Source organism: Nocardia sp. CA-135398 (assembly GCF_050955845.1).
GTDB lineage: Bacteria > Actinomycetota > Actinomycetes > Mycobacteriales > Mycobacteriaceae > Nocardia.
Window position 1 is genome coordinate 4,291,470 of record NZ_CP192084.1, and the last position, 25,832, is coordinate 4,317,301.

Consider the following 25,832-nt stretch of genomic DNA (forward strand, 5'->3'; position numbering starts at 1 on the left):
GTAGGGGGTCGCCGGAGGATCGGCCGAATTTATGAAGGTCAGATGTTGAAGCGGCCGGCGAAGCCGCGGAGGGGAAGGTCGGCGCTGGTGATGATGCCGGGTCGGGCGGCGACGACGGATTTGATGGCGTTGAGGGCGGGCAGGCCGGTGACGGTCATGCCGATGGAGGCGAAGTTCTCCGGGTTCGACAGGTCGAAGCCCTTACGCGGGAGGATCATGTGCTTGCTGTAGATGTTGGGGTCGCCGGTGACCTGGGTGATGTAGCAGCCCTTGATGTTCCATGCGGGGTCGGTGTGCGGGGTCATCTGCCATTCGAGGTGGGTCTCCACTCGTGCGACACCGTCGACCATGCCTTGGTATTTGATGTAGTTCCCACCCAGTGAGCCCTTGGGCATGAAGTACCAGCCGAGGTCGACGTCCTTGGTACAGGCGCCGAGTTCGTAGCTGAATTTCACCTCGTCGAGTTCCAGGCCGAAGGCGTCGGCCATGAGGTAGACCGAATCGGCGAACACGGCGGTGTATTTGTAGAGCGAATCGGGGATGGTCGGATCGTCGATCGGGCGGCCGTAGCCGACGGCCTTCCAGGTGTCCACGGAGTGGTGGCAGGACACATCCACGGATTCGGTGACGGTGACGTTCTCGATATCAGCGACGTCGGCGGTGTGCACGATGCCCAGGATCTGGCACAGGCCCGGATTCATGCCGGTGCCGTAGAACGTGGAATTACCGCGCTCGCAGGCCGCTTGGATGACCTCGCTGACCTTGCGGCCCGAGGGATGCGAGTGGTTGCGGTCGCGGTGGAAGCCGGTGATCCAGTCCGCGGTGGTCACCACGTCGATGCCGGCCTCGAGCACTTTTTCGTAGAGGTCCTCGTCGGGGAACACTCCGTGGAAGGTGAGCACGTCGGGGCGGGCGGCGATGATCTCCTCGACCGTGCCGGTGGCGATCACCCCGACCGGGTCCAGACCGACGATCTCCCCCGCGTCGCGTCCGATCTTGTCCGGCGAATAGCAGTGCAGCCCGACCAGTTCGAGATCGCGGTGGTTGCGGATGCGCCCGATCATCTCGGTGCCGAGGTTGCCGGTGGCGACCTGGAATACCCGGATCTTGTCGGAGGTGCTCATGAGAAGTGCCTTTCTGGCCGTCGCTACTGGGTCGGGGGAGGTTCAGGCGGTGGTGGCCGCCGGGCGCACGGCGCCGCTGTCGGGGTGACGTGGGTCGGTGCCCGCGAGTCCGCCGTCGGGGTAGAACTGCACGGCCCATTCGCGCAGCGCCTTGAAGCCCTTGAACTCCTTCTGCGACAGGGCGGGCGGGTCGGAGTAGCGCTGATGCGCCCAGATGTGGACGTCGGCTTCGAACTGCTCGATGACGAATCCGGCCATGGTCGTGCCGTAGCGGCCGATCTCGGGGCGTTCGTCGCCGGGCTTGCGGCCGATCCACACGGTGAAGCGCACATCGGAGGTGTATTCGTCGACCGGTGTCACCGCGGGCATGGTGCGGTTGTCGACCATGCCCCAGCTCTTGGTGATCGAACAGCCCAATCCGGCGTTGATCGATTCCACACCACTGTTGACCTGGTCCTCGGCGATGTCCTCGTCGAAGGCGATGGTGAAATCGACGTAGGACACCGGGCCGGAGAAATCGTGACGGGTGAACTCCGGCACGAACGGCGTCTTGTGCACCACCTTGAAGTGCGCGAAGTCGACGCCGTTCTCCATCACATATTGCGGATGCAGTTCCAGGCCCGGCCGGAACAATGTCGCGGCAGGCACCGGCGGGTAGTAGTCCGCGGCGGTCTTGCCGTCACCGAACGCTTCGAACATATCCGGCACCTCGAAATACGGTGCCCGGCCCGCGGTGTCGTACCAGATCCACACCGCCTCGTTACGTTCGACGACGGGGTAGCTGCGGATGCGGCGGCCCTTGTTCGGGCGGGACTCGTAGGGGATGCACACATTGCGGCCCTCGCGGTTCCATTCCCAGCCGTGGAACGGGCACACCAGGTTCTCGCCTTGGACCTGCCCGCCATAGCCCAGGTGCGCGCCGAGGTGCTCGCAGTAGGCGTCGAAGACCGCGAGGTCGCCGGCAGCCGATCGCCACGCCACCATCTCACGCCCGAAGTACTTCATCCTGTGCACCGCACCGACCTCGATCTCGGTGCACCACGCGACTTGGAACCATCCCGTCGGCTCCATCGACAGCGGCGGTTTGGCCATCTCGATCCTCCACGTCTTCGCGGGCTGTCCGTGTCGGCGCGGACCGTCGGTTCCACGCCCGGCGAACACGACAATAGAACCCTCTTTGAAAGAATACAAGAGGGTTAGTTGAAACTGGATTCCCCAGGTCGTTCGAGGTAGCATCGGCCCTTGTGACAGAGGCGGCGGCGAGCATGAGGCGGGCGAACAAGCGCGGGATCCAATCGCGGGAAGCCATGCTCGACGCCGCGATCGCCTCGCTGTCGACCGGGGACCCCGCCGCGGTTTCCGGCAACCGGATCGCCCGCGACATCGGCGCGACCTGGGGAGTCGTCAAATATCAGTTCGGCGACATCGACGGCCTGTGGGCCGCGGTCCTGCGCTACACCGCCGACAAGCGCGGGGACCTGCCCGCGGCAGCCAAACCGGACGGCACCCTGCGCGAACGCGTCGCCGCGCTCATCCACGCGATGGCCATCGGGTTGCGCCGCCCCGAGTCTTTGGCCATCGAGACGCTGCGCGCGGCGCTGCCACGCGACCACGCCGAACTCGAACGCGACTACCCGCTCACCGCCGCCGAGCTGGCGTCCTGGAAACCGCACTGGGACGACGCATGCCAGCGAGCCTTCGCCGATCTGGAACTCGATCCGGTCAAGGTGCGCCGGGTCGCGGCGCTGATCCCAGCCGCCATGCGCGGCATCACCTCCGAGCGAACTCTCGGCACATACGGCAACCTCGACGACGCTATCGAAGCGCTCATCGGCGGCATGGTCGCCTACCTCGAAAACTGAGCCGGGTCTCGACCGCACTCACCAGCCGCGGTCCCTACCGCGGACAAGCCCGCCGGTGCCCGGCTGCGATGAGCGGTCTCAGAACAACATGTCACGCACTCGCAGCGGCCGGTAGCCGGTCGGCCCCAACTGGGCGAGCTCGGCGTCGATGTCGACCTCGATGGCCGATCAACCCTCATCGGCAGCCAAGCCGAGCACCAACCACCCGGCCGCGCATCTCGAACGCGAAAACCCTTCTCTACCAGCCCACTACGCCATATCTGCACGAAATTCGGCCGATACTACGGTGACCACGTAGGGCACCAGCAGGCAAACTCAGCGCCTGAGGTTCGGCGATGACTCCAACTCCCGCAGCACCTCATCGATACGCCGCATGACATGCGAGCGCCAACCGGCGTCCATGATCGTGCGGGCCTTCTGCTGCAGCGGATGGTCCGGGTCGAATCCGGCGTGTTCCAAGAACAATCGGGTGCCCTTGCCCTCGGGCTCCAGCGTCCAGGTGATCGTCCAGTCGGCGCCGTGCTCGGCATCCTGGTCGGCATCGCGCCAGCCGACGCGCAGCATCCGCTCGGCTTCGAAGGCCAGCACCTCGGCCGCGATCACACCGGAAAAACCAGTCGCCGGAACGGCTTTCGCATCGATGCTGTAGCGGTGCCCGACCTCGAGCCGGAAGTCGGACGGCATGAACCACCGTGCCAGCAATTCCGGTTCGGTCAGCGCGCGCCACACCTTCGCCGGTGGGTGCGCGAGGAATTCGTCTACGTGAATGGTGGTCGGATCTGTCATCCCTACTCCTGTTCCATGGTGTCCAGCAGTTCACGCAGCCCGGCCAGCTTCTCGCGCCAGAACCGCTCGAATGGGTGCAACCATTCCTGGATCTCGTACAGCGGGGCCGCCTCGAGCCGATACAGCCGTTGCCGCCCGACCTTGTTCTCACTGACAAGCTCGGCCTCCCGCAGCACCCGCAGATGTTCGGAGAAGCTCGGCCGCGCCATCTCGAAATGTGCGGCCAGATCGGTCACCGGCTGCGGTCCGCCCTCACGCAGCAACCGCAACACTTCGCGCCGAACCGGACTGGCCAGCGCCGCGAAGACCCGCCCCTCGGGCGCTTCGACAGTCATCGGCCCGCGGCGGCCAGGACGAAGCGGTTGCCATCGGGATCGGTCAGCGTGGCCTGACGTCCCCACGGCAGTTCGGTCGGTCCCTCGACCGCCGCGCCCGCTTGGGCCAGCACCGAACAGTCCGCATCGAGGTCGGCGGTTTCCAGGATGATGCCGCTCGAACTGCCGGGCGTGAAACCCTGCTCCGCACTGGCCAGCGTGAAGGCGGTCTGCGCGCCCTTGGGTGCGACCTGTAGCCAGCGCACCGGTCCCATCCGCTGATCCACCAGCACCTCGAATCCGAGGGTGTCGACATAGAAGTCCTTGGCCCGCTCCTGATCGGTGACGGGCACGGTAACGACCTTGGCATGAGTGATGTTCACAGCGTCGACTATAGGTAGGAAAAATCCTACGCGTCAAGAGGTGATAGCTGGGACCGATCGGTCGGTTACTATGCGCGTAGTATGTGGTGATGGGGTTCGAGTGGCCGGACTGGGCGTTCGCGCATCTGATCGGCATCGGACCCCGGGAGGTACGCCAAGTCCTCGAAGGCGCACGGCGCTGGCCGCGGATCGCCGATGACGGGCACGTGACGGTGTTGTCGGTCTGGGGTCGCACAGGTACCGGGCGGCCACTGATCGTGGCGACGCGCCAACAGGACCAGTGGACCTGGCTGATCATCGGCGCCCGGGAAATGCGCGCCGACGAACTGAAAATGTTCGAGGAGTGGGAACAGGAGAACCGGTGATGAGCAACAAGGATTTCCCGTCCACCCCGGACGAAGTGGCGGCGTTCATGGATCGGCTGACCTTCAGTGACGAACCGGTCTCGCCGGAAAAGGCGCCGCCGCCACTCGCCCCCGGTGACGACATCGTGGTGACCAGCTCCATTCGCATGCCGCTGGAGCTGCACACCCGGGTCAAGCAGCTCGCCGACAGCCGTGGCATCGGCATGTCGACCCTCATCCGGGAATGGATGGAGGCAGCCATCGCCGAACTCGATGGCGACCAGCTCATTTCGCGCGCCGACGCGGTCCGCGCCCTATCCCGACTCCATCCGATCCACCGCGCTAGCTGAACGGCTGCGCGCCTTGCGGATATGTCGGTCGTCGACGCCGAGTTGATGGACCTTCCAGCGTGGGCGCAGCAGAATGCGGCCGTGAGCAATGAGGTGAGAAGTGTAGTAGTCGCCAGACTGATCAGGCTTGCCGAAAGCCCCGACTACCGAGACCGGGCGGACGCAGGCCGCTGCCTGGCCAACTTCGCCGAAATGCCCGAAACCAGGGCGCCATTGTCGGGTCTCATACTTGATGCCGACAACACATTCGTCACCCGCGCGACGGCGGAGGCATTACTCCGACGTCAGGACTCGCTCGGTTTCGCTGCCGTCGCCGCAGGACTCGCTGCGGCCGATCCGAACCACGCCGACTGGATTCGAACAGCAGTGCTCGACGTGTTCGGGGTGTTCTCCCGTGACCGAGATGCCGCTGTGCGCGAGTGCGAGACATTGACCGAGGCACCTGATGAATTGGTACGTCATGGAGCAAGCCAGCTGATCGCCATGCTGGCCGAGATCAATCCCATTCTTCGCCCAGCGCGGGACTAGCCAGTGGACGGCGTCTACCGACGCGGGCCGACGGATACTCATCCGGGCGCGCGGATATGGGATACGCCCGTTCCACCGGACAAGCTGAATCGGGGATCGGCGGAAAAATGGGTGGCGCTGGGCTGCGATCATGGCGGGTATGGGATCCGCTGTTTATCTGATCACCGGTATCCAGGCTGCTGGGAAGTCTACGGTTGCGCAGGCGTTGGCGGAGCGGTTGCCGCGTTCGGCTCATGTGCGTGGGGATGCGTTTCGGCGCTTCATTGTCGGTGGCCGAGCCGAGATGAGCCCGGAACCTTCGACGGAAGCATTGGAGCAACTGCGGTTACGGCATACGCTGGCCGCGCGCACGGCCGATGCGTACGCCGCGGCCGGATTCACCGCGATCATTCAGGATGTCGTGCTCGGGGAGTTCCTGCCCTACACGCTCGAGCGCATCCGGACCCGGCCGCGGTATGTGGTGGTGCTCGCACCGAAACCGGCCGCGGTCGCCGCGCGCGAGGCGGGCAGGGACAAGGTCGCCTACGACGGCTTCACCGTCGAGGGCCTCGACGAGGTTTTGCGCGCGCAGACTCCGCGCATCGGATTGTGGTTGGACACATCTGATCTCACCGTGGAGCAGACCATCGACGAGATTCTCCAGAGGGCGCAGCCAGTGGACGGTGCAGTCACTGTTCAGTGACTGCACCCTCATAGTGGCTTACCCGGTCCGCAGTGCGGCCCAGTAGTCATCTCGAAGCGCGTTCCACAGGTCGTCGTGCTCAGGCAGTAACTCCCGAGCGGCCGCAAGATCGGGATACGGATCGAATGACGGTACCGGGTTGGGCTGCTGGAAGCGGTGTGCGCGAGGGCAGGCAATAGGCGGTGAAGGACTCGGAAGTGAATTGCGCGCATAAGATGCGGGCCGCGATCCCTGCCAACTGCCACACGGCGAGCTTGCCATCGTCCTGAGTTCGGGTGGTCCGCAATCTATCTCGACGCCTCACGCCCCTTCTCGTCGGTACGCCCGATGTCGAGGGACTCGATACCCCGACATCTGGACGACTCGGCGGCCATCGGCTGATTCGCCCATTCCCGGACCGCGTCCGCGAACCGCTCGACCACATCGGCTGGTGCACCGCTGTAGATGGCCGGGGGACCGATGAACGGATTACGTTGCGGCAGTGCTGGATTGCGGTCCGTGGCTCGCGATTCGCGCCGGCTCGGCTTGCTGGCGTTCATCGGCCCCCCTGACTGGCGTTCTCAGCGCACGGATCGGCGTGAGGCTTCCCGACAGCACAGACCGGCCACACCCCGTAAGGGCGGATGGTGAGCCGAGCGGTGATCTGAGCGAGCATTGGGCAGCACCCCCTGGGTTGTTGGAGATCTGTTGTCAGGCAGCCGATTTAGTGCAGGTGGGGCAGTCGGTGGGCGAATCGGTAGGGTGCGGATGTCCCGTCTCGATCAGGTGTGTCCAACAACCGCGCAACATCGCACACGTCAGCACTGTGCATTCGGCGTGTAGGTCGCTGGATATCTCCCGATGCATCTGGGCCGGTGACATTGCATGGCTCGGATACTGATGGTGGACGGGATCGGCGGCCATATCAGAAGCCAAGGTGCGGGACATCGGCCGGGACGAGCCGACCGGCCTCGATGAGCCGCTTCTTCGCCTGCGCCTTGACCGGGCACATCGACGCCTGGCAGTCCAAATGGCTCCGCATGATTACATGCGCGTATTCGATTGTCATTACAGGCAATTCGCTATGGTTCGTTACCGGCAGGCCGTGCATGCGGATACTCCGAACGTGGGTGTGGGCGTTTGGAATGCCCGGTAGCCGAGGCCGAAACCGCCTGTGCTACAAACTATTTCGCTCAGGCAGTGGGTGCTTCCCGGCTACCGGGGTGATGCAAGTACACACCCGGCCTTCGGAAAACGGCATCCCCGATCGCCCGCTTCCGTCGTATTATCGCCAAACTTTCTCCGCGGATACCGCCACGTGAGCGCCACCTGCTGACGGCTTCCAAAAGTCCGGTCACTACATAGTGAGGCTAACGATATGAGCGTTACCGGCAGTACCCTCGCGCGTCGTGCCCTCGGCCGTGAACTGCGCCGATTGCGGACGGTCAAGGGCATGTACCAAGCCGAGGCGGCCAGGCTGGCCGAAACCTCCCCGCAATCGATCGGTCGCATCGAGGAGGGCCGATCGACCCGGATCACCAGCTTTCAGATCAACGCCCTGTGCGATGCCTACGCGGCCACCGACGATGAGCGCCGAATTCTGTTGGGGTTGGTACAGGAGGTGCGTGCTGCGCGCGAGCGCGGTGGGGGTTGGTGGCGTTCCTATGCCGATCAGATCACTGGGGACTTCGATCACTATCTGGCCTTGGAGGAGGCTGCCAGTCGATTGACGGCATGGAAGGTCGCCATTGTGCCGGGGTTGCTTCAGACTCCGGCCTATCGCCGTGCGATAGCTTGGGCCGAATCTCCCGAACTGCCAACTGATCAGATCGAGAGGCGAGTCGAGTGGTTGGCACGCAGGCAGCGACGCCTCGAAGACCCCAGTCTCACTGTAGAAGTCTTGTTGTCGGAGGCCGTTCTCCGTGAAGAGGTTGGCGGCCCAGCAGTATTGGCGGAACAACTGCATCGGCTTGCCGAACTTGGTGCCCTGCCGAACGTTTCGATACGAGTAGTCCCTTTCAACGCCCGTAGCCATCTCGGAGTGTTGGTCGGCTCGTGCTTCCTGATGGAGTTTCCGCCCTTGCCGCAGTCCAAGCTCGCGGAACCGCCGATCGTCTACGTCGAGGGATACGCCGGTGACTTGTACTTGGAGCGTGATGCGGAGGTGGAGCCTTATCGAAATGCGCTCGCCGAGATCGGACGTGTAGCGTTGGATGAGAGCAAGTCCAGGCGAAAGATCCTGGCTGTGGCGAAGGAGCACAGAGCGTGAGCGTCGATCTGTCCGGGGCGAACTGGTACAAGAGCAGCCGCAGCAGCTCGACGAAGGAATGCGTGGAGGTTGCACACCTTGGCGGGGGCATGGTCGGGGTGCGGGATTCGAAGAACCCCACCGGTCCGGCTCTTGTATTCAGTCCCGCCGAATGGGATGCGTTCACGGCAGGTGTGCAGGGCGGGGAGTTCGAGCAGTCCTGAACGGCGGGTGATCTGAATTCGCAGGAACCCAGGTGTTTTCTTGGGTTCACGCGGTCGTCGCAACACTCTCGATTTGAGAGGTTGCGGCGATCGTGTCGTTTCAGGAGGATTCAGCGTTCCTCCGGAATTGCGGCCGCGGTGAATGCTTTGCGTGCTGGTGACCTGGCCGGTACGGTCTAGACGAGCTTGCGGGGGCGGGGAAGCCGGTCCGGCCCCAGGTCGGGAATGGAACCGGTGCGAGAGGACGAGATGGCCAGCTGGAGTGGTGTGGTCCGGGGTGTGGTTCTCGGTGCAGGGTTAATCCTGCTGGTTTCGGCATGCAACCCAGGTGGGGAGTCGAAAGGCACTGCAAACAGTGCGTCTGCAACGCCGACCATTGCGGCGGATGTGCCAGCGGGGTTCGATGCGTGTAAGGACCTCCCGCAGACGGTGATTCAGCAGGAGCATTTGATAAAGCCAGACCCGGACAAAAAGGATGGGGCCCAGGGCATCAAGTGGCGCGGCTGCGGCTGGATTCAGGCTGGAGGCGACGGATACGCCGCCACAATCGACACCACCAACATCACCCTGGCGATGGTGCGAGCGAACCACGACTTCGCAGTCGACGAAGAGCTCACGGTCGCTGGCCGGGCTGCACTCACTTCCCATGTCAGCGGCCAGGATCCGCACGCGGACTGCGTAATCAACGTCGAGCTGAAAGGCGGCAGCCTCGAGATCAGCATCGATAACCCACCGTCACGCCGGAATTCTGGGAATCAGCACTCTTGCGAGATCGCCAAGCGCCTCGCGGAGGGGATCGTTCCCGCGATACCGGCCGCCCTCTAGACTTTGAAGCCTGGTCGATCGCGGCCGGAATCCCTGGGGAGGAACACGAACTGTGAGCAGCGAATCCACGACACCGTCATCTGCGGGCCCACTAGCCAGCGCGATCAAGGACGCTCAGGACGGCAAGCTGACCGTCAGCTTCAGCAGTGAAGTGCGCGTGAACGCCGACGAGTTCGTCTACATCGAACGCGACTGTGCGGCCTTCAAAGAAGAGATCGTGCAACTTCAGCGGATCGCGCAAAACATTTCGCGCCGTGAGCACTGGGGCCTCGGCGAGACAACAGACGGCATGAGTTCGGCCAGCACACTGGTGGCTCGCTTCCGCGGCAAGGCCAAGGTTGTCAATCAAGCCACAGACACGGATAACAACGTCTTCGACATCCTGCAGCAGCATTACGAAATCGTCGACAACATCCAAAACCTCCACCGCACAATCGCCCAGAAATACGTCGAGCAGGACCAAGAATTCGCCGCTCGCTACAACGAACTGAAGGCGAATGTGGAAGCCAGCCAGATCGGTACCCCGACCCAACTCGGCGTGACAACGCCCCCGGCCATCGGTGCCTCGAAATGACCGATTCGTATGAGCCGTCGAAGATTCCCGGCGGCGGTGAACATGTCGACAGCTGGAATCACTGGAAGATCTACAACGCGTTCACCCCACTGAATACAACCGAGGCGCACAACGGCGCAAGTGAGTACGCGCAGATCGCTGCGCGCTGGGCTTCGGCCGCAGAACTTTTCGCCAATCGGATCAATCATTCGAGCTCGGCAGCCTGGGACGGCAATGCCGCGAATAGTTCGCGCGAAGCGATCAACAAATACGCCAAGGCCGCATTGGATCTGACGACACCGCTGCAGAACCTCGCCGATCGGGTATCGGCAGCGGCCACGGGTGTCAACGATACTCAGAAGGCCGTGGACAAACCGCCGGACGGCGGATCCTGGTACAACCCGAAGAGCTGGAACCTCGGTATCTACCACGGCCCCAATTCCGCTGCGGTGCGCAACGATTGCGAGAGTGCCGCACGCGAAGCCATGCGCAATCATTACGTCAATACATTCGTTTCGGCGGATAAGCAGATTCCGGTGCTCCCGGTGCCGAACAGCCCAACCGATCCGTTGTACAAGGCACCCGAAACCAAGAACGACGGCTACAGCCCGGGGACACCTGGAAACGGTGACGGTAACCCGACGTCCGGGACCGGCAACCAAGGCAATGGCGGTGACCAGAAGGAAGATTCGCAGCACGCCACCGATCCGACGACGAATGACTCGCAGGATTCCTCGACGACTCCCACGTCCACCGATTCGTCGTCGCAGACCCCGTCGAGCACTTCGGCGACCCAATCGAGTTCGGTGACCCCCACGACGAGCACTTCGACGACGCCGAGCAGCTATCCGGGCGGCACGGGCAGCAGCAGCGGCGGGCTTGGTGGCACCTCCGGCACCACCTCGGGCAAGCCCGGCAGTAGCGTGCCCGGTACACCGACCGCCACCGGCACCACAGCCAACGCGGCACGGGCGGCGACCACCGGCACGGGTACCTCCGGCATGGCGGGAATGGGTGGAATGGGCGGTGGCCGTGGTCAATCCAAGGGCGACGACGAGTCCCATCAGCTCCCCGAGTGGCTTCGGAACATGGAGAACACCGAAGAGTTGCTCGGGTCCGCCCCGAAAACTGTTCCCCGTGGCGTGATCGGCGGCGACCCCGCCGAACCCGGACCGACACCGAGTTGATCCCCGGCCGCCGGTCGAAATATCGGCGGCCGAAGGCTGCTTACCTGGATTTCGTTGGCCCGCTGCCTGTTCCGAGGTACCACGCTGTACCCGGGACGCCATCGGGCCGCTTGATGTTTGATTGGATGTCCACGATGGCCGAATGGAGTTGGAAACCGGACGATTTCGCGGCGCTGTGGTACAGCGACGCGAACGACCGGTTCCCGCACCCGCTGCGCTATGTCAGCCGTTTGGCCACCAACGACGAGGTCGCCGCGCATCGGGCCGCCGTGCGCGCCCGCTACGGTGTCGAGGAAACCGAGCAGATCAACCTCGCCCTGCATACCCTCACCACCTCCGAGCTGCGCATCGAAATTACCGGTGCCTCAACGGTTCTCGGCAAGGGCGAACCCCGCGAATATCGCGTCCTCGGCGCCCGGACCCCCTACCACGCGGTTATGCTGACCCAGACCGCCACGGGCGGTGTCGACAGCGCGATCCGCTGTCGACTGTTCCGCACCGAACAGCTGGCGGCACGCTTGGCCGCCATCCTGCCCTCGGTTCCTCCGGGCAGCGCCAAACCGGACACCTTCCATGTCGAGGACCTGCGTTCCGACAACAACGGCCATCATGGCCGCAACAGTCCGCTGGAACGTTTCGATCGTCTCACTCAGCACCGCTCCGGCGCGGGCGTCGCGGGCCTGCTCGCCGGATACCTGCACAGCCGCCCGGCCCCCTGGTATGGCATCGGATGGTTCGATACCGAAGGCGACGGCCGATACGTCCAGCAGCAAACCCGCGAGCACATCACCATCCGCCCCGCCACCACGGGCGATCTCACCAATTACTTCGAATCCTGGATCGACCTGGCGCTGAAACGACTTCGCGGCGACGAACCCGATAACTGGTGACGCGATCGTCGCCGGATTCTCGCCAGCCGCCGGTTCATCTGGCGCGCCGAAACCATGTGCGCTATCGACCCAGCGCGCGAGCTGACTCCGGAACTGCCTGCGGCGCATCACCATACGCTGTGGCAATCGCGTGCCGAGCTGCGGCCAGCCGGGCAAGCGCGGCCTCGGTGAAGACCGACAAGCCGAGGTCGGGGTTGTATCCGTGGATTTCCTTGACGTCGAGCTCGGCCAGGAAGTACAGGATCTCCGACGAGATCACCTGACCCGGGACAAGCACCGGGAAGCCGGGCGGGTAGGGGACGACGAAGGTGGTGGACACCAGCGTCTTTCCCTTGGCGAGCCGTCGCCCGGCGTCGCCGAGCAGGATGTGCTCGCGGTCGGAATCCTCATACCCGGCATAGAACGCCGACCGCATATCGCCGAACGAGCGGGCGCCGTCGGGACGAAATACGCTGACGAACTCGCTGAAGTCGGGTAGCGCGGGCAGATCCTTGGTGATCTCGTCGACCCGGCGCTGCCGCAGGGCGCGATCGGCCTTTCCGGCCGCATCCTGGCTGCGCTCGAAGTCGGTGGCCACCCGGCGCAGCACATCGAGCAGATAGTGCACGCTAGACCAGGTGACACCGATGGTGAAGATCAGCAACACACTGTTGATCGAGGTCTTGTTGATCTGGATACCGAACCGGTCCATCAGCACCTTCTCGCGGAACTCGAACCCGTTCATGCCGGTCTTGCCGATGAACAGGGTGACCCGAGTCGGATCGAGCACGAACTGATCGGACCGCCACGCCTCGTTCCACTCCGCCAAGCCACCCTGCCTGACCTGTCGGTACGAGCTGACTTCGGAGGTCCGGAACTCGTCGGGCACCAGGTCGTCCTCGTCGAGGATGCGGAACCACTTGCCGATCAGCCGGTCTTTGCGGACACGGTGGCGGAAGACCAGTGCCATGTCGTAGACGTGCCGGACCAGTTGGAAGCCCTCGATGTCGACCTGCCGCCGCGCCAGGTCCAACGACGCCAGGAGTTGCTGGTTCGGCGACGTCGAAGTGTGGGTCAAGAACGCTTCACCGAACGCCTCGCGGACGAGAGCTTTGAAATCCTGGTCGTGGATATGGATCATCGACGCCTGTCGAAGCGCCGATAGCGACTTGTGGGTGGAATGCGTCGCATACGCGCGTACCCGCGCGCGTTCGGGGTCGGGTAGCAGCCGGTGGTCGATCCACTCGGCGCGTTCGACTCCCTGCATCGATGCACGCCATGTGCGGTACTTCTCGGCGTAACCGGGTGAGGACAACATCGATTCGAGCTGTCCGGCGGCAACCATCGCGGTCCGCTGCCGGGCCCAGGGCACCGCGGTGGCGAACGCGTACCACGCCTCGTCCCAGAGGAAGCAGATGTCCGGCTTGATCGCCAGGACCTCCTCCATCACGCGCCGGGGGTTGTAGACGATCCCGTCGAAAGTGCAGTTGGTGAGCAGCAGCATGCGCACCCGGTCCAGCTGTCCGGCCGCCTCCAGGTCCAGCAGCGCCTTCTTGATGGTGTGCAGGGACACAGCTCCGTAGATCGCGAACGGCTCGAGCGGATAGGCGTCCAGATACATCGGGTACGCCCCGGCCAGCACCAGGCCGTAGTGATGCGACTTATGGCAATTGCGGTCGATCAGCACGATGTCGCCCGGCCGGGTCAGGGCCTGCACGACAATCTTGTTCGCGGTGGATGTTCCGTTGGTGACGAAGTACGTCTGATCGGCACACCATGTCTTCGCGGCTTTGTCCATCGCCGCCCTGATCGTGCCGTGTGGATCCAGCAGTGAGTCCAGTCCACCGGAGGTGGACGACGTCTCGGCCATGAAGATGTTGCGGCCGTAGAACTCGCCCATATCGTGCAGCGACTTGGAGTTGAAGATGCTGGCACCTCGCGCGACGGGAAGGGCGTGGAACTGGCCGACCGGGGCGGCCGCATAGGCACGCAGAGCGTCGAAAAACGGTGTGGCGAACCGACTCCGGAACCCGGCGAGCACCGTGCTGTACAAATCGGTGACATCGTTGAGCCGATAGAACGTGCGGTCGTAGACGTTGGACTCGTCCTCGGTCTCCGCGGCGATCGATTCGTCGGTCAGAAGATACAGATCGATATGCGGCCGCAGCTGCCTGATCCACTCGCCACATTCGACCCAGCTCTGGGTGCGATCGGTCACGACCACGTCGTCGTTGACGCCGAGCAACGTGGTCATCAACGGCACCCGGTCGCGCGAACGAAGCGGCAGGTCGTGCCGGATGATCGCCGCCTGAATCTCGCCGTTCAACGCCACGGCGGTGATCGCGTCTTCGATGCTGGACACGACGAGCAGCTCGAACTGCACATCGTCGGACGGGTCGCGAAGCGCGCGCAGGCTCTCCGCCAGGCTCTCCGGTGCTTCGGGCGGGGAATCGTCACCGAGCAGGACGGTGAAGAACTGCTGCTGTTTGGCCCGCGCCACGAGTTCCTGATCGGCCAGCGGCGCGGAGGTGTCGAACACAGCCGTACCGTCGCCATACTCGGAGAGCAGCCGCACGGCCAGCGACACCTCCTCGGTGAGCCGCACCGTTGCCAGATCGGCGAGATATCCGCGAAACGCCTCCAGTCTCGCCGCGCCTGGGTACAGCCAATACCGCTCGTAGGCGCCGAGACGATCGAGCAGGCGCCGCACCCGGGCGGCTTCGTGGGTGGTGTCCAGCCCGGCGCGATTCACATCGGCCAGCCGACGGCACGCGTCATCGAGCAGATTCCACGTGTCGATTCGCGAGTACGACGGGTTCGCTACCGCCGCCAACGCGGATACAGAAAGCCCTTTCGGGCGTTCGCCGTTTCGGTGCATGTCGTCAGTTTCCGCCCCTCGATCGGTGGGCGAAGTGATCTATCGAAAGATCACCCTGGAACATTCATCCGTGCAAATATTGTGCCCCGCCGTTGATCAAATTCCTACCCAGGCGTCAGGCTGCCGTCCCCCATGATGCTCAGGCTGGCGATACGGGTCCGGGGTACGGGCCCGAGATCGGCGTCAGCGAGCTGGTGGCCGGGCCCTCGAGCAGGGTGCCGTCGGCGTCGAATCGGGAGCCGTGCAGTGGGCAGTCCCACGATTGCTCCGCATCGTTCCAGCGCACGATGCCGCCCAGGTGCGGGCAGACCGCGGAGACCTCGGTGGTAGCGCCGTCGATCGTGCATACGGCGGTCGGTCGCAGCCCATGACGTTCGACGCGGCCGCATCCCTCGGCGGGCACTTCACCGAGACCGGTGCCGAACATGTTCAGCCAGCCGAAGGAAAGTTGTTGGGCCACAACACTATTGGTGAACACGGCGGCAGGTAGTGATTTGAGTTCGCTGGGGCGCCAGCTGGCGAAGGTGTCGGCCCACTGCGGTGGTTTGCCACTGATCCGGCCCGCAAGGGCCAAGGCCGCGGCGACACCGTTGGTCAAACCCCATTTGGCGTAGCCGGTGGCGAGCAGGATGTGGTTCTGCCCGGGCAGCAGCGGACCTACGTACGGCAGTTCGTCGACCGGGTGATAGTCCTGCGCGGACCAACTCTGCAGCGGTTCGGCGGTGGGGAAGCAGCGCCGTGTCCAGGCGATCAGCTCATCGACCCGGCGGCTGGCCCTATTCGTGCGGCCGACCACGTGGCCATTGCCGCCGACCAGCAGCAGGTCCGCGCCATCGGGTCCCGGGGTATACCGCAGCGATCGCGTCGGCTCACCCGCGCTGATGAACATTTCTCGCGGAATCGGCTCGGCGACCCGGAAGGCGCTCAGATAGGAGCGCTCGGCGGTGAGCCGGGCGAAGAAGCCGCCGCGGTCGAGGATCGGTGTGCCGGTGGCCAGGATGATCGTGCGCGCGACCAGATCGCCGTGCTCGGTTTCGATGACCAACTGGTCGTGCTCGGCGCTGTGCACGCCCTTGGCGCGGGTGGATTCGAATATCGGCGCACCGCGCGATTCGATATCGGCGGCCAAGCTGGCCAGCAGTGCCATCGGATCGAGCTGAGCCTGGTTGTCGAGCCGGACCGCACCGTGCGCCGGGAACGGCACATCGAGCTCCTCGACGAGCGTCGGGTCCAGCCCCGCGGCCCGTGTCGCCTCGTATTCCCTTCGCACAGCAGATATTTCGGACCGGGACTGGGCGTAGGTGAGCGCCGGTACGCGCTGTACGGGCACCGAATGCTCCGCACAGTAGTGCAATAACCACTGCTGTCCTTCGCGATTGGCCTCGACATAGTCGGTCACCGCCCGATCGCCGTGCCGAGCGCGGATCCGCTGCGCTCGAACCCCTTGCAGCAGACTGATTTTCGCGGTACTGGCACCGGTGGTGCCCGCTCCGACTCGCTTACTCTCCAGTACCGCCACGTCGACGCCGCTCTCGGCCAGCAGCAGGGCGGTCACCAGGCCGGTGAGCCCGGCGCCGATTACGACGGTGTCGAACCGCAGCCCCGGCGTGAGCCGCAGTCGCGCCGGCACCTCGGCATCGTTCAACCACAGGGACCTCATGTTCCGGCGATAACCGCTGCCACACCGCCGAAACATCCCGATATGCGGCCAGAATTTCGGCGAATCCACGAGGAAAATGCGGAGTTCGGATTCAACGGGCGGATCCGGGGTATGCGGCGAATGTCCACCTGAAAACCGATATTTCGGAGGTAGATATCGTGTCCGAGCACAAGAGTGGTCCCCGCGAAGGTGTCGAAGGCGTTGTCGAAGACGCCAAGGGCAAGGTCAAGGAGGCCGCCGGCGCAGTCTTCGGAAACGACGACCTGAGGGACGAAGGCAAGGCCCAGCAGGAAAAGGCGGAGTCACAGCGTGAAGCAGCCAGCAAGGAAGCGGCCGCCGAGAAGAAGCGTGCCGAAGCCAAGCTCGATGAACAGCGCCAGCGCGCTTACCAGCAGGGGCAGTGATTATCGATAATCGCTGTATATGACAAGTAATGGGTTGTCGGACAATATGTCCGGCAACCCATTACTTCGTCACCAGAATTACTTCGGCACCAGGATGCCGGTCAAGTCGGCTTTGCGGATAGGGGTGTCCGGATTGGCCTGCGCCCGGCACATCAATTCGATGGCGGCGATCGATGCGTCGACGGTCTGGTCGTTGGTCGCCGGTGCATTGCCGTTGCGTTCCTGCTCGAGGAATTTGGTCACCGTGATGCGCTGTTTGTCCTTGTCCTGCGCGATGAATTCGTTACAGGGCGTGTCACCGCCCTTGTTCACCGCCTTCTGGGCCTCCTCGCAGCCACTCGCCAGGACCGCCAGCGCGGCCGCCGCGGCCAGCAGGGCGATTCGTCCTCGGCCGTTTCCGGTGCTTCTCATGATGGATCGCTCCTCCTCGAAACGATGCCGCCGACCGCCTCGGCGTCAGCATCGGCATACCCGCGCGTCGCACACCGAATCAACGGCGATACCGCTCGGCGGCCGCCGGGTGTATGCCGCTACGGCGCGGGTACGCCGCCAACACGGGCCGCGACAGCCAGGAGCAGCCATGGTGCCGATATCGAAAGGCGATGAGCCCAGCCGTGACGATCGATGATCAGGAATGGGACCGCAACGCCAGACATGAGACCGAAACCCAACGGCTGGACCGCAATTGGGCCTCTCTGGTGCAGGAACTGCGGGTCGTGCAGACCGGTGTGCAGTTCTTGATCAGTGCGCTGCTGATCCTCCCGTTCCAGGCCGGATTCACCACCTTGTCGCAGCCGATGCGACTGCTGTATCTGGGCACGGTCTGCACGGCGATGGGTGCGACAGTCTTCCTTGTGGCGCCGGTGTCGTGGCATCGGATCCTGTTCCGGCAACATCGGTTGGGCAATGTGGTGGCCGCGGCGCATCGCTGCGCGATGGCCGGGATCGCGCTGTTGGGCCTCGCGCTGACCGGTGCGACGATTCTGGTGATGACAACGGTCGCGGGCACCATCGCCGGTGCGGTGGCGGGTGTGCTGGTCGCGCTGCTGTTCGCGGGGGCCTGGGTGGTGGCGCCGTGGCGCTGGCGCGACGGCCGCGACGGATCAGGCGGTTGAATCGAACCGAGCCGGCGTGCCAGACTTAGACCGGTTGAGACTACAGCCGACCCTGAGTTCGACGCGGTAACACACCACGCAGGACTCGGCCAGCGGGAGCGCGTAGCGACACCTGACCCAACGTGGCGACAAACCGATGCGTCCTACTACCGCCGATACCGCCGCCCTCCCGCCGATCCGATCCTGCCGCGCAGGACCGGAATCCCCTCTGGGAGGTTTACATGTCTGCCGTTCTTCAGCACCGATCAAACGGGCAGCACCCCGCCGGTGAACGACCACGCAACCGGTTCTGGGCGCAACGCGTCGATCGACGTAAACAATGTGTGGTGGTGCGTGCCGAAGGCGAACTCGATGCGGCCGCACTCCCGGAGTTCCGCGCGATGCTCGAACACGCCGTCACGACCAGGTGCCATGCGGTTGTGCTCGATCTGCGCGCCACCAAATTCCTGAGCATTCGGGTCGCGGCCACCATCGGAGCGATCACCCAGCGGGCCGCGCACGGCGGTCCCGCTGTGCGGATCGTCGCGGGGCGCCGGGAGATCGAGCGAGTGCTCGCCGTGACCGGAGTACGCGCGGTCTGCTGTGATTTCCCGACTATGCGTGCCGCTCTCGACACATAGAGAGGTCTTAAGTCCCTGGTCGAGCCGATATCCCGGCACCGAGCATGATCACACTCCATACTTGCGCTGTGATGGAGAGTGGATCGGTTTCGCCTGAGCAGGCGAAGGTGTTGGGCCGGGTCATCGGCATGGGTAAGGCGCAGAGCGTCGGCACCTTCAATTTCTGGTTTGCCGACCAGCGGTGGGAGTGGTCAGACGAGGTCGCGCAATTGCACGGGTATGCGCCGGGGACGGTGACACCGACCACCGAACTGCTGCTATCGCATAAGCATCCCGAGGATCGGGCGCAGGTCGCCGATACCTTGGCCAACTCCATCGAAAACGCGCAGCCGTTCTGCAGTCGGCACCGGATCCTCGATACAACCGGTCACGTGCACCACGTCATCGTGGTGGCCGATCAGATACTCGATGAGTCGGAAACGGTGATCGGGACGTCGGGCTACTACATCGATGTCACCGACGCGCTCGAGGAGCGGCAGCAGGAGACCCTCGACGACGCGCTGCCCGAGTTGTATGCGGCGCGGGCGGTGATCGAGCAGGCCAAAGGCGCGTTGATGTTGGTCTACGGCATCAACGCCGAACAGGCGTTCCGGGTGCTGAGCTGGCGTTCGCAGGAGACCAATATCAAACTGCGGGCACTGGCCGCCCGCTTGATCGCCGATCTCGGCACGCTGACCGATTCGATGGCCGAATTGCGCACGCGGTTCGATCATCTGCTGTTGACTGCGCATGAACGGATCGAGGCCGACTGAGTCGAATCCACACCGGTTGCAATGTTTCGATGGTGACCGGCCGGGTAAGTCGCGAATGGCCCCCGACTCGAAGGCAGGTTCCGGTCGGCTCGGAGGAAAAGAGGTGGTGATGGGCATGGGGGAGTGGAGTTCCCAGTCCGCGGCGGAGAAGACGACGACGATAGGGGTTCGCATCCCCGCTGAGTTGGAGCAGCTGACCATGCTGCGCGCGCTCGCCGAAACCGTCGCGCTCATCGCGGATTTCGCGATCGATGAAGTTGTCGACATCAGGCTCGCGCTCGATGAAGTGGCCACCTCGTTGATCCTGGAGGCAACGCCGGGGTCCAACTTGGATTGTGATTTCACATACAACGATCACGAGATGTTCGTGCGTGTCGCCGCGGTCGCGGTGTCGGAGAAGGTGGTCGGTCAGGCCGGATTCGGCTGGCATATCGTCCGCACGCTGACGCAGTCGATCTCAGCGGCGCAGGAGCCGTTCGACAATGCGGTCTCCGGATACCCGACTGTCGTCGACTTCAGCTGGGCACGGAGTGGTGATGGCGTCTGATTCGAGAGCGCACCGCGACAGTTACGACAATATCGAACCGCTCTTCGAAAAGATCGCCGCCATCGATCCGGCCGATCACCGTCGAGAACTGTTGCGCGAGGAGCTGATCGGGCGGTGTCTGCCACTGGCCGAACATATCGCACGCAAATTCTCCGGGCGCGGGGAGAACTTCGACGATCTGCTGCAGGTGGCCCGATTGGGTCTGGTGCAGGCCGTGGATCGCTTCGATGTATCGCGCGGTTCCTCGTTCCTGTCGTTCGCGGTGCCGACGATCATGGGCGAGGTGCGCAGGCATTTCCGGGACAACACCTGGGCGGTTCGAGTGCCCCGGCGCACGAAGGAAATCCAGCTCAGCATCGGTCCGACCATCGAGGCGTTATCGCAGCGGCTCGGCCGGTTGCCCAGGGCCCGCGAGATCGCCGCGGAACTGGATGTGGACCTGGTCGAGGTCACCCAGGCGCTCATCGCGGGCAATGCCTATCAGTCGAGTTCGATCGACGCGGTGGCCGGTGACGACATCGAGAACGCGCCGCAACCGCTGCTGGACAGCCTCGGCGAGGACGAGCCGAGCTACCAGTATGTGGAGGACTATCTTGCGGTCCGGCCGCTGATCGAGGAACTGCCCGACCGGGAACGTGAGGTGCTGGTCATGCGCTTTTTCGAGTCCATGACCCAGTCCCAGATCGCCGAACAGCTCGGGGTTTCGCAGATGCATGTCTCCCGCATACTGTCCAGAACGCTCGGCAAGTTGCGTGACGCCGCGCTGCGTGACTGATCGACGAGGGGAATGCATTGTGGCGCAATCTGTTTCGTAGTGACCGGATCTACGGTTTGCCCGGCGCTACGCGCGGGTACGCGAAGAGGAACCGGACTATTGATGCCGACGCGCAAGGAGGTCGTCATGAACGATCAGCGACGACCGGCCACCCGAGATCCGTACACCGGACCGGGGGCTTCGAGGTCGCTGAAGAAACCGCCGGAATCAGTCGTTCGCGGCGAGGGTCCACAGCAGCCGGGTCGCTTCCTCGTCACCCGCAACCATGACGTGATCCGGCGGTGGGCCGAGCAGCGCGGTGCGCGCCCGGCCACCATGCCAGGCAGTGAATACGACGGTCGCCTCGGCGTCTTGCGCTTCGATTTTCCCGGGTACGGCGGCGCGGTGCTGCGCGCGGTCGGCTGGGACGAATGGTTCGCCACCTTCGATGCGCGCCGACTGATGTTCCGCTATCAGGAGCGAAGGGCCGACGGCGGGCCGAGCAACTTCAACCGGCTCGAACAGTCCCATCGCGACGAATGGTGACACTGGCCGAAATGTGTCGCAAATCTCGTGCAATTTGCACAAATCGGGTCTTCATGCGCAGGGTGGAGTAGCCGGACGCTAACCGACTGCCCGTGACCTGCCGTTTACCGGCTGGTCGATCCGGGTATTAAACGAGTTGGCAAAGGTGCTCGAAGGCGGACTGTCGCGTCGGTTATGGGTACGCGAGTCTCCGCGTCGCGTCGCGTCCGCGTGGCTGCAAGGGATGAGGGCTTGACCGCAAACCTGATGATCGTTGACGACGACGAAGTTGTACGTGGCGCACTGCGCACGGCCATGGAAGACGAGGGTTACGACGTTGCCGAGGCACATGAGGCCGAGGACGCGCTGACATATCTGCGCAGCAATGGCGCTCCCGATGTGATGATCGTCGAGCTGATGCTCGGCGACATGGATGGCTTCGATTGCATCAGGGAGATCCGCCGCGAGCACGATGTCCCGATCATCGTGATCAGCTCCCGCGATGACACCCATGATGTGGTGGCCGCGCTGGAGGCCGGTGCCGACGACTACGTCACCAAGCCGTTCGAGATCAAGGAGATCTCCGCGCGCATGCGGGCGCTCCGTCGCCGCGCGCGCCTGACCATGGAGCGCGAAGCGCCGCGCGAGGCCATACTCGACGCGCACCCCGACGCACCGCTGGTATTGGATCGCGACGGTGGCGCGGTGCGCCGCGGTGAGGACGAAATCCGGCTCACCATCACCGAATTCAAATTGCTCTGCGAACTCGCCGAATCGCCCGGACGGGTGCTCAGCCGCAACGTTCTGCTCGAAAGAGTATGGGACGACGGCTTTTTCGGCGATGAGCGGATCGTCGATGTCCATATGCGCCGCCTGCGCACCAAAATCGAGCTCGACGCCTCCGAACCACGCATCGTGGTCACCGTGCGAGGTCTCGGCTACCGACTCGATCTGCAGCGCTGACCCTGTGACCAAGGCCGCAGTCGCACCGAAGTATGACTCTGCCTGCGGTTGTGATCTTTTCGTAATACAACCGCAAAGAGATCGACAGGTTCACCTCAAAGTTGCTTCGTAAGCCTGGATAAGTACTGCAGACCCGACCAGGGAGACGTATGTCACTGCACACCTTGTCCACCACGACGATCGAACCATCGGTCACCGAATACCCTTCGGCCGTACCGATTTCCGGGCCACACGCGCAGCCGGTGCTGCGCCCGCCGAGAGTCGGCGACGCGGCCCAGATCTGGCGCATCGCCAAGGATTCGCAGGTCCTCGACACCAATTCCAGCTACGCCTACCTGCTGTGGTGTCGTGACTTCGCGAGTACCTCGGTGGTTGCCGAAGTCGGTGACCGGGTTGTCGGATTCGTGATCGGCTACCTGCGTCCGCAGGCGCCGGAGACGGTGTTCGTGTGGCAGGTCGCGGTCGAGCACGAACAGCGCGGACGCGGCCTCGGCGCCGCGCTGCTGGACACGCTGCTCGACTCCGTGGCCGGCGCCGGTATTTCGGCGTTGGAGACCACGATCGCACCGGACAATCCCGCCTCCATCGCGATGTTCGCCTCGGTGGCGCGTCGCCGGTCGGCCGAGCTGACCAAGCAACCCTTATTCGATTCCGAACTCTTCCCGGACAGCCACGCTGCCGAAGACCTCTATTTGATCGCCCCTATCGCCCGAAAGCAGGAGGATCGACGTTGATTACCGCCGAGACGACCATTTTCGAGGAGCTCGAATCCAATGTCCGTGGCTATTGCCGCGCCTGGCCGACGGTGTTCACCACCGCGTCCGGGAGTTGGTTGCGCGCCGAGGACGGGAAGGAGTACCTCGACTTCTTCGCCGGAGCGGGTGCGTTGAACTACGGCCACAACAATCCGGTGCTCAAGCAGCCGCTGCTGGACTACATCGCCGGTGACGGGATCACCCACGGCCTCGATATGTCGACCGTGGCCAAGCGCGGACTGCTGGAAACCCTGCGCGATACCGTCTTCGCGCCGCGCGGCCTGGAATACAAGGTCCAGTTCCCCGGCCCGACCGGTGCGAATGCCGTCGAAGCCGCGCTGAAGCTGGCCCGCAAGGTCACCGGACGCGAGACGATCATCAGCTTCACCAACGCCTTCCACGGCATGTCGCTGGGTGCGCTGTCGGTGACCGGCAACGCCGCCAAGCGGGCCGGTGCCGGTGTGCCGCTGGTACATGCCGCGCATATGCCCTACGACGGCTACTTCGACAACACCACCGCCGACTTCCAGTGGATGGAGCGGGTGCTCGACGACACCTCCTCCGGTTTCGACCGGCCCGCCGCGGTGATCGTGGAGACGGTGCAGGGTGAGGGTGGTGTGAACGTCGCACGCCCGGAGTGGCTGCGGCATCTGTCCGAATTGTGCACCGCGCGTGGCATTTTGCTGATCGTCGACGATGTGCAGATGGGCTGCGGCCGAACCGGGCCGTTCTTCTCCTTCGAGATCGCCGGTATCACCCCCGATATCGTGACGCTCTCGAAATCCATCGGCGGCTACGGTCTGCCGCTGGCGCTGGTGCTGTTCAAGCCGGAGCTCGACGTCTGGGCGCCGGGTGAGCACAACGGCACCTTCCGCGGTAACAACCCGGCCTTCATCACCGCACAGGCCGCGCTGGAGCACTTCTGGTCCGACGGCACGCTGCAGGCCTCGACCGAGGCGAAGGGGCAGCGAATCGGTGCGGCGCTGACCCAGGCGGCCGAGTACTTCCCCGGCATCTCGACGCGTGGTCGCGGATTGGTGCACGGCGTCGTCTTCGACGATCCCTCGCAGGCGGGCAAGGTCTGCCAAATCGCCTTCGAGCGCGGACTGCTGGTGGAGACCTCCGGTTCGCTCGACGAAGTGGTGAAGTTGCTGCCGCCGTTGACGGTCACCGACGAGGAGGTCGAGCATGGTCTGCGAGTGCTGACCGGCGCGATCGGCACCGTCTGTGGACAGGAGCGTTGAGATGATCGTGCGCAGTACCGCGGAGATCACCGGCACCGAACGCGATGTCGCGGGGCAGGGCTGGCGCAGTAAGCGCATCGTGCTCGGCGGCGACGGGGTCGGATTCTCCTTCCACGAGACCAGCATCGAGGCCGGGACCGTGCACGAGTTCCATTACCGCCATCACGTGGAGGCGGTGTGGCTCATCGAAGGTGAAGGAACACTGACCGATCTGGATCACGGCGTCAGCTACGAATTGGCGCCGGGCTCGATGTACCTGCTCGACGGACACGAGCGCCACCGTCTGGAGGTGCGTACCGCTATGCGGATGATGTGCGTGTTCAACCCGCCGGTCACCGGGCAGGAGGTCCACGACAGCGACGGCGTCTACCCGCTGGTCGCGGCCCAGGTAAGCGGATAGGAGAAGCAATGACGTTGGTGCAGACCGACGATCGCTACCCGACTCGGCTCGTCACGGCGGGCGAGCACCAGGACCGGACCGATCCCACGGTCTGGGGCGCGGTCGATTCCGAGGAGCTGGCCTCCTTCGATGCCAACGGTTTCGGAATCGTCGAAGAGCTGTTGACACCCGCCGAGGTCGCCGAGTTCAGTGCCGAAATCGACCGTCTCGCCGGTGATCCGGCGCTCCAGGGTGACGACCGGGTAATCGTGGAGAAGGCCTCGAACCGGGTGCGTTCGGTCTTCGAGGTGCACCGGCTGAGCAGTGCGATCGCCGATCTGGTGCGCGAATCCCGGGTAGCCGGATTGGCCAGGCAGGTGCTCGGCTCGGATGTCTACATCCATCAGAGCCGGGTGAACTACATGCCCGGCTTCCGCGGCACCGGTTTCTACTGGCATTCGGATTTCGAGACCTGGCATGCCGAGGACGGTATGCCCGCACCGCGTGCGGTCAGCCTGTCCATCGCGCTGACCAACAACTACCCGATCAACGGCAGCCTGATGGTGATGCCCGGCTCACACCGCACCTTCGTGCCGTGCACCGGCAGCACTCCGGCCGAGCATTATCGGGAGTCGTTGCAGGAGCAGGAGATCGGCGTCCCGACGCACGCGGATATCGATGCGCTGGCGAACCGGTACGGCATCACCCAGTTCACCGGCAGCGCCGGATCGGCCCTGCTGTTCGATTCGAACATCATGCACGGTTCGTCGAACAACATCACCCCGTTCCCGCGGTCGAATATCTTCCTGGTGTTCAACAGCGTGGAGAACACGCTGGTGGAGCCGTTCGCCGCCCCGGCCCCGCGACCGACGTATATCGCGAGTCGGGACTTCACGCCCGTGTAGTGCCCTATAGCGCAACCGGTCTCGGGTTGCCTCCCTGAGACCGGTTGCGTGCGTGGGCATTCGGTTGCACAGG

General features: G+C 64.1%; 32 protein-coding genes. 23 read left to right on the forward strand and 9 right to left on the reverse strand.

Annotated features, from left to right (window positions below; all coding sequences use genetic code 11):
• Positions 1 to 38: 38 nt before the first annotated feature.
• Both ACQP1T_RS18660 and ACQP1T_RS18665 read right to left on the reverse strand, forming a co-directional pair.
• Entirely contained in the window at positions 39 to 1,124 is a 1,086-nt protein-coding gene (locus ACQP1T_RS18660; RefSeq protein WP_433761853.1) for an NAD(P)H-dependent amine dehydrogenase family protein, read from the reverse strand.
• Positions 1,125 to 1,166: 42 nt separating this feature from the next.
• Positions 1,167 to 2,216: a Rieske 2Fe-2S domain-containing protein gene (locus ACQP1T_RS18665; protein WP_433761854.1), complete on the reverse strand. Its 1,050-nt coding sequence runs from the start codon at positions 2,214 to 2,216 to the stop codon at positions 1,167 to 1,169.
• A 173-nt stretch (positions 2,217 to 2,389) separates the two neighbouring features.
• Here ACQP1T_RS18665 and ACQP1T_RS18670 point away from each other — a divergent pair, with 173 nt between their 5' ends.
• A complete protein-coding gene (locus ACQP1T_RS18670; RefSeq protein WP_433761855.1) occupies positions 2,390 to 2,986 on the forward strand; it encodes a TetR/AcrR family transcriptional regulator in 597 nt (198 codons plus the stop codon).
• Positions 2,987 to 3,301: 315 nt separating this feature from the next.
• Here the strand turns inward: ACQP1T_RS18670 and ACQP1T_RS18675 are convergent, their stop codons facing one another.
• Genes ACQP1T_RS18675 through ACQP1T_RS18685 form a run of 3 tightly spaced genes read right to left on the reverse strand, consistent with a single transcriptional unit; the run spans position 3,302 to position 4,469 of the window.
• On the reverse strand, positions 3,302 to 3,772 hold the full coding sequence (locus ACQP1T_RS18675) for an SRPBCC family protein (RefSeq protein ID WP_433761857.1): 471 nt from the start codon (positions 3,770 to 3,772) through the stop codon (positions 3,302 to 3,304).
• A gap of 2 nt (positions 3,773 to 3,774) precedes the next feature.
• The gene (locus tag ACQP1T_RS18680; RefSeq protein ID WP_433761858.1) at positions 3,775 to 4,107 is read right to left on the reverse strand and encodes an ArsR/SmtB family transcription factor; all 333 of its coding nucleotides are present in this window, start codon (positions 4,105 to 4,107) and stop codon (positions 3,775 to 3,777) included.
• Positions 4,104 to 4,469, reverse strand: a complete 366-nt coding sequence (locus ACQP1T_RS18685; RefSeq protein WP_433761860.1) for a glyoxalase superfamily protein — start codon at positions 4,467 to 4,469, stop codon at positions 4,104 to 4,106. The genes ACQP1T_RS18680 and ACQP1T_RS18685 overlap by 4 nt, the downstream gene beginning before the upstream one ends.
• Positions 4,470 to 4,558: 89 nt before the next feature.
• On the opposite strand from ACQP1T_RS18685, the gene ACQP1T_RS18690 reads away from it, so the two are divergent.
• The 4 genes from ACQP1T_RS18690 (at position 4,559) to ACQP1T_RS18705 (ending at position 6,373) form a co-directional block, all read left to right on the forward strand.
• A complete protein-coding gene (locus ACQP1T_RS18690; RefSeq protein ID WP_397054089.1) occupies positions 4,559 to 4,834 on the forward strand; it encodes a hypothetical protein in 276 nt (91 codons plus the stop codon).
• On the forward strand, positions 4,834 to 5,163 hold the full coding sequence (locus ACQP1T_RS18695) for a hypothetical protein (RefSeq protein ID WP_433761862.1): 330 nt from the start codon (positions 4,834 to 4,836) through the stop codon (positions 5,161 to 5,163). Before ACQP1T_RS18690 ends, ACQP1T_RS18695 begins: the two co-directional genes overlap by 1 nt.
• A 21-nt stretch (positions 5,164 to 5,184) precedes the next feature.
• Positions 5,185 to 5,691: a hypothetical protein gene (locus ACQP1T_RS18700; RefSeq protein WP_433761863.1), complete on the forward strand. Its 507-nt coding sequence runs from the start codon at positions 5,185 to 5,187 to the stop codon at positions 5,689 to 5,691.
• 139 nt (positions 5,692 to 5,830) lie between these two features.
• Positions 5,831 to 6,373 (forward strand): AAA family ATPase, encoded by a 543-nt coding sequence (locus ACQP1T_RS18705; protein WP_433761865.1) that lies wholly within the window; start codon positions 5,831 to 5,833, stop codon positions 6,371 to 6,373.
• 287 nt (positions 6,374 to 6,660) lie between these two features.
• Here the strand turns inward: ACQP1T_RS18705 and ACQP1T_RS18710 are convergent, their stop codons facing one another.
• Complete coding sequence (locus ACQP1T_RS18710; RefSeq protein WP_433761866.1) at positions 6,661 to 6,912, reverse strand: hypothetical protein; 252 nt, start codon at positions 6,910 to 6,912, stop codon at positions 6,661 to 6,663.
• An 818-nt stretch (positions 6,913 to 7,730) separates the two neighbouring features.
• On the opposite strand from ACQP1T_RS18710, the gene ACQP1T_RS18715 reads away from it, so the two are divergent.
• From ACQP1T_RS18715 to ACQP1T_RS18740, 6 genes are all read left to right on the forward strand, one after another.
• Entirely contained in the window at positions 7,731 to 8,621 is an 891-nt protein-coding gene (locus ACQP1T_RS18715; RefSeq protein WP_433761868.1) for a helix-turn-helix domain-containing protein, read from the forward strand.
• Positions 8,618 to 8,824 carry a DUF397 domain-containing protein gene (locus ACQP1T_RS18720; protein WP_433761870.1) on the forward strand — a complete coding sequence of 69 codons (207 nt, stop codon included), beginning with the start codon at positions 8,618 to 8,620 and terminating at the stop codon, positions 8,822 to 8,824. Before ACQP1T_RS18715 ends, ACQP1T_RS18720 begins: the two co-directional genes overlap by 4 nt.
• 234 nt (positions 8,825 to 9,058) lie before the next feature.
• Positions 9,059 to 9,649, forward strand: coding sequence for a DUF3558 domain-containing protein (locus tag ACQP1T_RS18725; RefSeq protein ID WP_433761872.1), 591 nt, complete (start codon positions 9,059 to 9,061; stop codon positions 9,647 to 9,649).
• 52 nt (positions 9,650 to 9,701) lie between these two features.
• On the forward strand, positions 9,702 to 10,223 hold the full coding sequence (locus ACQP1T_RS18730; protein ID WP_433761873.1) for a hypothetical protein: 522 nt from the start codon (positions 9,702 to 9,704) through the stop codon (positions 10,221 to 10,223).
• On the forward strand, positions 10,220 to 11,389 hold the full coding sequence (locus ACQP1T_RS18735; protein ID WP_433761875.1) for a WXG100 family type VII secretion target: 1,170 nt from the start codon (positions 10,220 to 10,222) through the stop codon (positions 11,387 to 11,389). Before ACQP1T_RS18730 ends, ACQP1T_RS18735 begins: the two co-directional genes overlap by 4 nt.
• Before the next feature lie 125 nt (positions 11,390 to 11,514).
• The gene (locus ACQP1T_RS18740) at positions 11,515 to 12,279 is read left to right on the forward strand and encodes an ESX secretion-associated protein EspG (protein WP_433761877.1); all 765 of its coding nucleotides are present in this window, start codon (positions 11,515 to 11,517) and stop codon (positions 12,277 to 12,279) included.
• A gap of 61 nt (positions 12,280 to 12,340) precedes the next feature.
• On the opposite strand, the gene ACQP1T_RS18745 is transcribed toward ACQP1T_RS18740, so the two are convergent.
• Both ACQP1T_RS18745 and ACQP1T_RS18750 read right to left on the reverse strand, forming a co-directional pair.
• The gene (locus ACQP1T_RS18745) at positions 12,341 to 15,136 is read right to left on the reverse strand and encodes an aminotransferase class I/II-fold pyridoxal phosphate-dependent enzyme (protein ID WP_433761879.1); all 2,796 of its coding nucleotides are present in this window, start codon (positions 15,134 to 15,136) and stop codon (positions 12,341 to 12,343) included.
• A gap of 139 nt (positions 15,137 to 15,275) precedes the next feature.
• The gene (locus ACQP1T_RS18750) at positions 15,276 to 16,796 is read right to left on the reverse strand and encodes an FAD-dependent oxidoreductase (RefSeq protein WP_433761880.1); all 1,521 of its coding nucleotides are present in this window, start codon (positions 16,794 to 16,796) and stop codon (positions 15,276 to 15,278) included.
• 158 nt (positions 16,797 to 16,954) lie between these two features.
• On the opposite strand from ACQP1T_RS18750, the gene mbp1 reads away from it, so the two are divergent.
• Positions 16,955 to 17,200, forward strand: coding sequence for a microaggregate-binding protein 1 (mbp1, locus tag ACQP1T_RS18755; protein WP_433761881.1), 246 nt, complete (start codon positions 16,955 to 16,957; stop codon positions 17,198 to 17,200).
• Between the two features lie 78 nt (positions 17,201 to 17,278).
• Here the strand turns inward: mbp1 and ACQP1T_RS18760 are convergent, their stop codons facing one another.
• On the reverse strand, positions 17,279 to 17,611 hold the full coding sequence (locus ACQP1T_RS18760) for a hypothetical protein (RefSeq protein WP_433761883.1): 333 nt from the start codon (positions 17,609 to 17,611) through the stop codon (positions 17,279 to 17,281).
• A gap of 203 nt (positions 17,612 to 17,814) precedes the next feature.
• Here ACQP1T_RS18760 and ACQP1T_RS18765 point away from each other — a divergent pair, with 203 nt between their 5' ends.
• From ACQP1T_RS18765 to thpD, 11 genes are all read left to right on the forward strand, one after another.
• Positions 17,815 to 18,315 carry a DUF6328 family protein gene (locus tag ACQP1T_RS18765; protein ID WP_433761884.1) on the forward strand — a complete coding sequence of 167 codons (501 nt, stop codon included), beginning with the start codon at positions 17,815 to 17,817 and terminating at the stop codon, positions 18,313 to 18,315.
• 221 nt (positions 18,316 to 18,536) lie between these two features.
• On the forward strand, positions 18,537 to 18,935 hold the full coding sequence (locus ACQP1T_RS18770; protein ID WP_433761885.1) for an STAS domain-containing protein: 399 nt from the start codon (positions 18,537 to 18,539) through the stop codon (positions 18,933 to 18,935).
• Between the two features lie 71 nt (positions 18,936 to 19,006).
• Positions 19,007 to 19,687: a PAS and ANTAR domain-containing protein gene (locus tag ACQP1T_RS18775; RefSeq protein ID WP_433762246.1), complete on the forward strand. Its 681-nt coding sequence runs from the start codon at positions 19,007 to 19,009 to the stop codon at positions 19,685 to 19,687.
• 109 nt (positions 19,688 to 19,796) lie between these two features.
• Entirely contained in the window at positions 19,797 to 20,234 is a 438-nt protein-coding gene (locus tag ACQP1T_RS18780; RefSeq protein ID WP_433761886.1) for an anti-sigma factor, read from the forward strand.
• Positions 20,224 to 21,009 carry an RNA polymerase sigma factor SigF gene (locus ACQP1T_RS18785; RefSeq protein WP_433761887.1) on the forward strand — a complete coding sequence of 262 codons (786 nt, stop codon included), beginning with the start codon at positions 20,224 to 20,226 and terminating at the stop codon, positions 21,007 to 21,009. Before ACQP1T_RS18780 ends, ACQP1T_RS18785 begins: the two co-directional genes overlap by 11 nt.
• 126 nt (positions 21,010 to 21,135) lie before the next feature.
• Entirely contained in the window at positions 21,136 to 21,534 is a 399-nt protein-coding gene (locus ACQP1T_RS18790) for a hypothetical protein (protein WP_433761888.1), read from the forward strand.
• A gap of 231 nt (positions 21,535 to 21,765) precedes the next feature.
• The gene (locus ACQP1T_RS18795; RefSeq protein WP_433761889.1) at positions 21,766 to 22,476 is read left to right on the forward strand and encodes a response regulator; all 711 of its coding nucleotides are present in this window, start codon (positions 21,766 to 21,768) and stop codon (positions 22,474 to 22,476) included.
• A gap of 149 nt (positions 22,477 to 22,625) precedes the next feature.
• Positions 22,626 to 23,210, forward strand: coding sequence for a diaminobutyrate acetyltransferase (gene ectA, locus ACQP1T_RS18800; protein WP_433761890.1), 585 nt, complete (start codon positions 22,626 to 22,628; stop codon positions 23,208 to 23,210).
• Positions 23,207 to 24,475, forward strand: coding sequence for a diaminobutyrate--2-oxoglutarate transaminase (gene ectB / locus ACQP1T_RS18805; protein WP_433761892.1), 1,269 nt, complete (start codon positions 23,207 to 23,209; stop codon positions 24,473 to 24,475). Before ectA ends, ectB begins: the two co-directional genes overlap by 4 nt.
• Position 24,476: 1 nt before the next feature.
• On the forward strand, positions 24,477 to 24,875 hold the full coding sequence (locus tag ACQP1T_RS18810) for an ectoine synthase (protein WP_433761894.1): 399 nt from the start codon (positions 24,477 to 24,479) through the stop codon (positions 24,873 to 24,875).
• A gap of 8 nt (positions 24,876 to 24,883) precedes the next feature.
• Positions 24,884 to 25,759 (forward strand): ectoine hydroxylase, encoded by an 876-nt coding sequence (gene thpD, locus ACQP1T_RS18815; RefSeq protein WP_433761895.1) that lies wholly within the window; start codon positions 24,884 to 24,886, stop codon positions 25,757 to 25,759.
• The last annotated feature ends 73 nt before the right edge of the window (positions 25,760 to 25,832 follow it).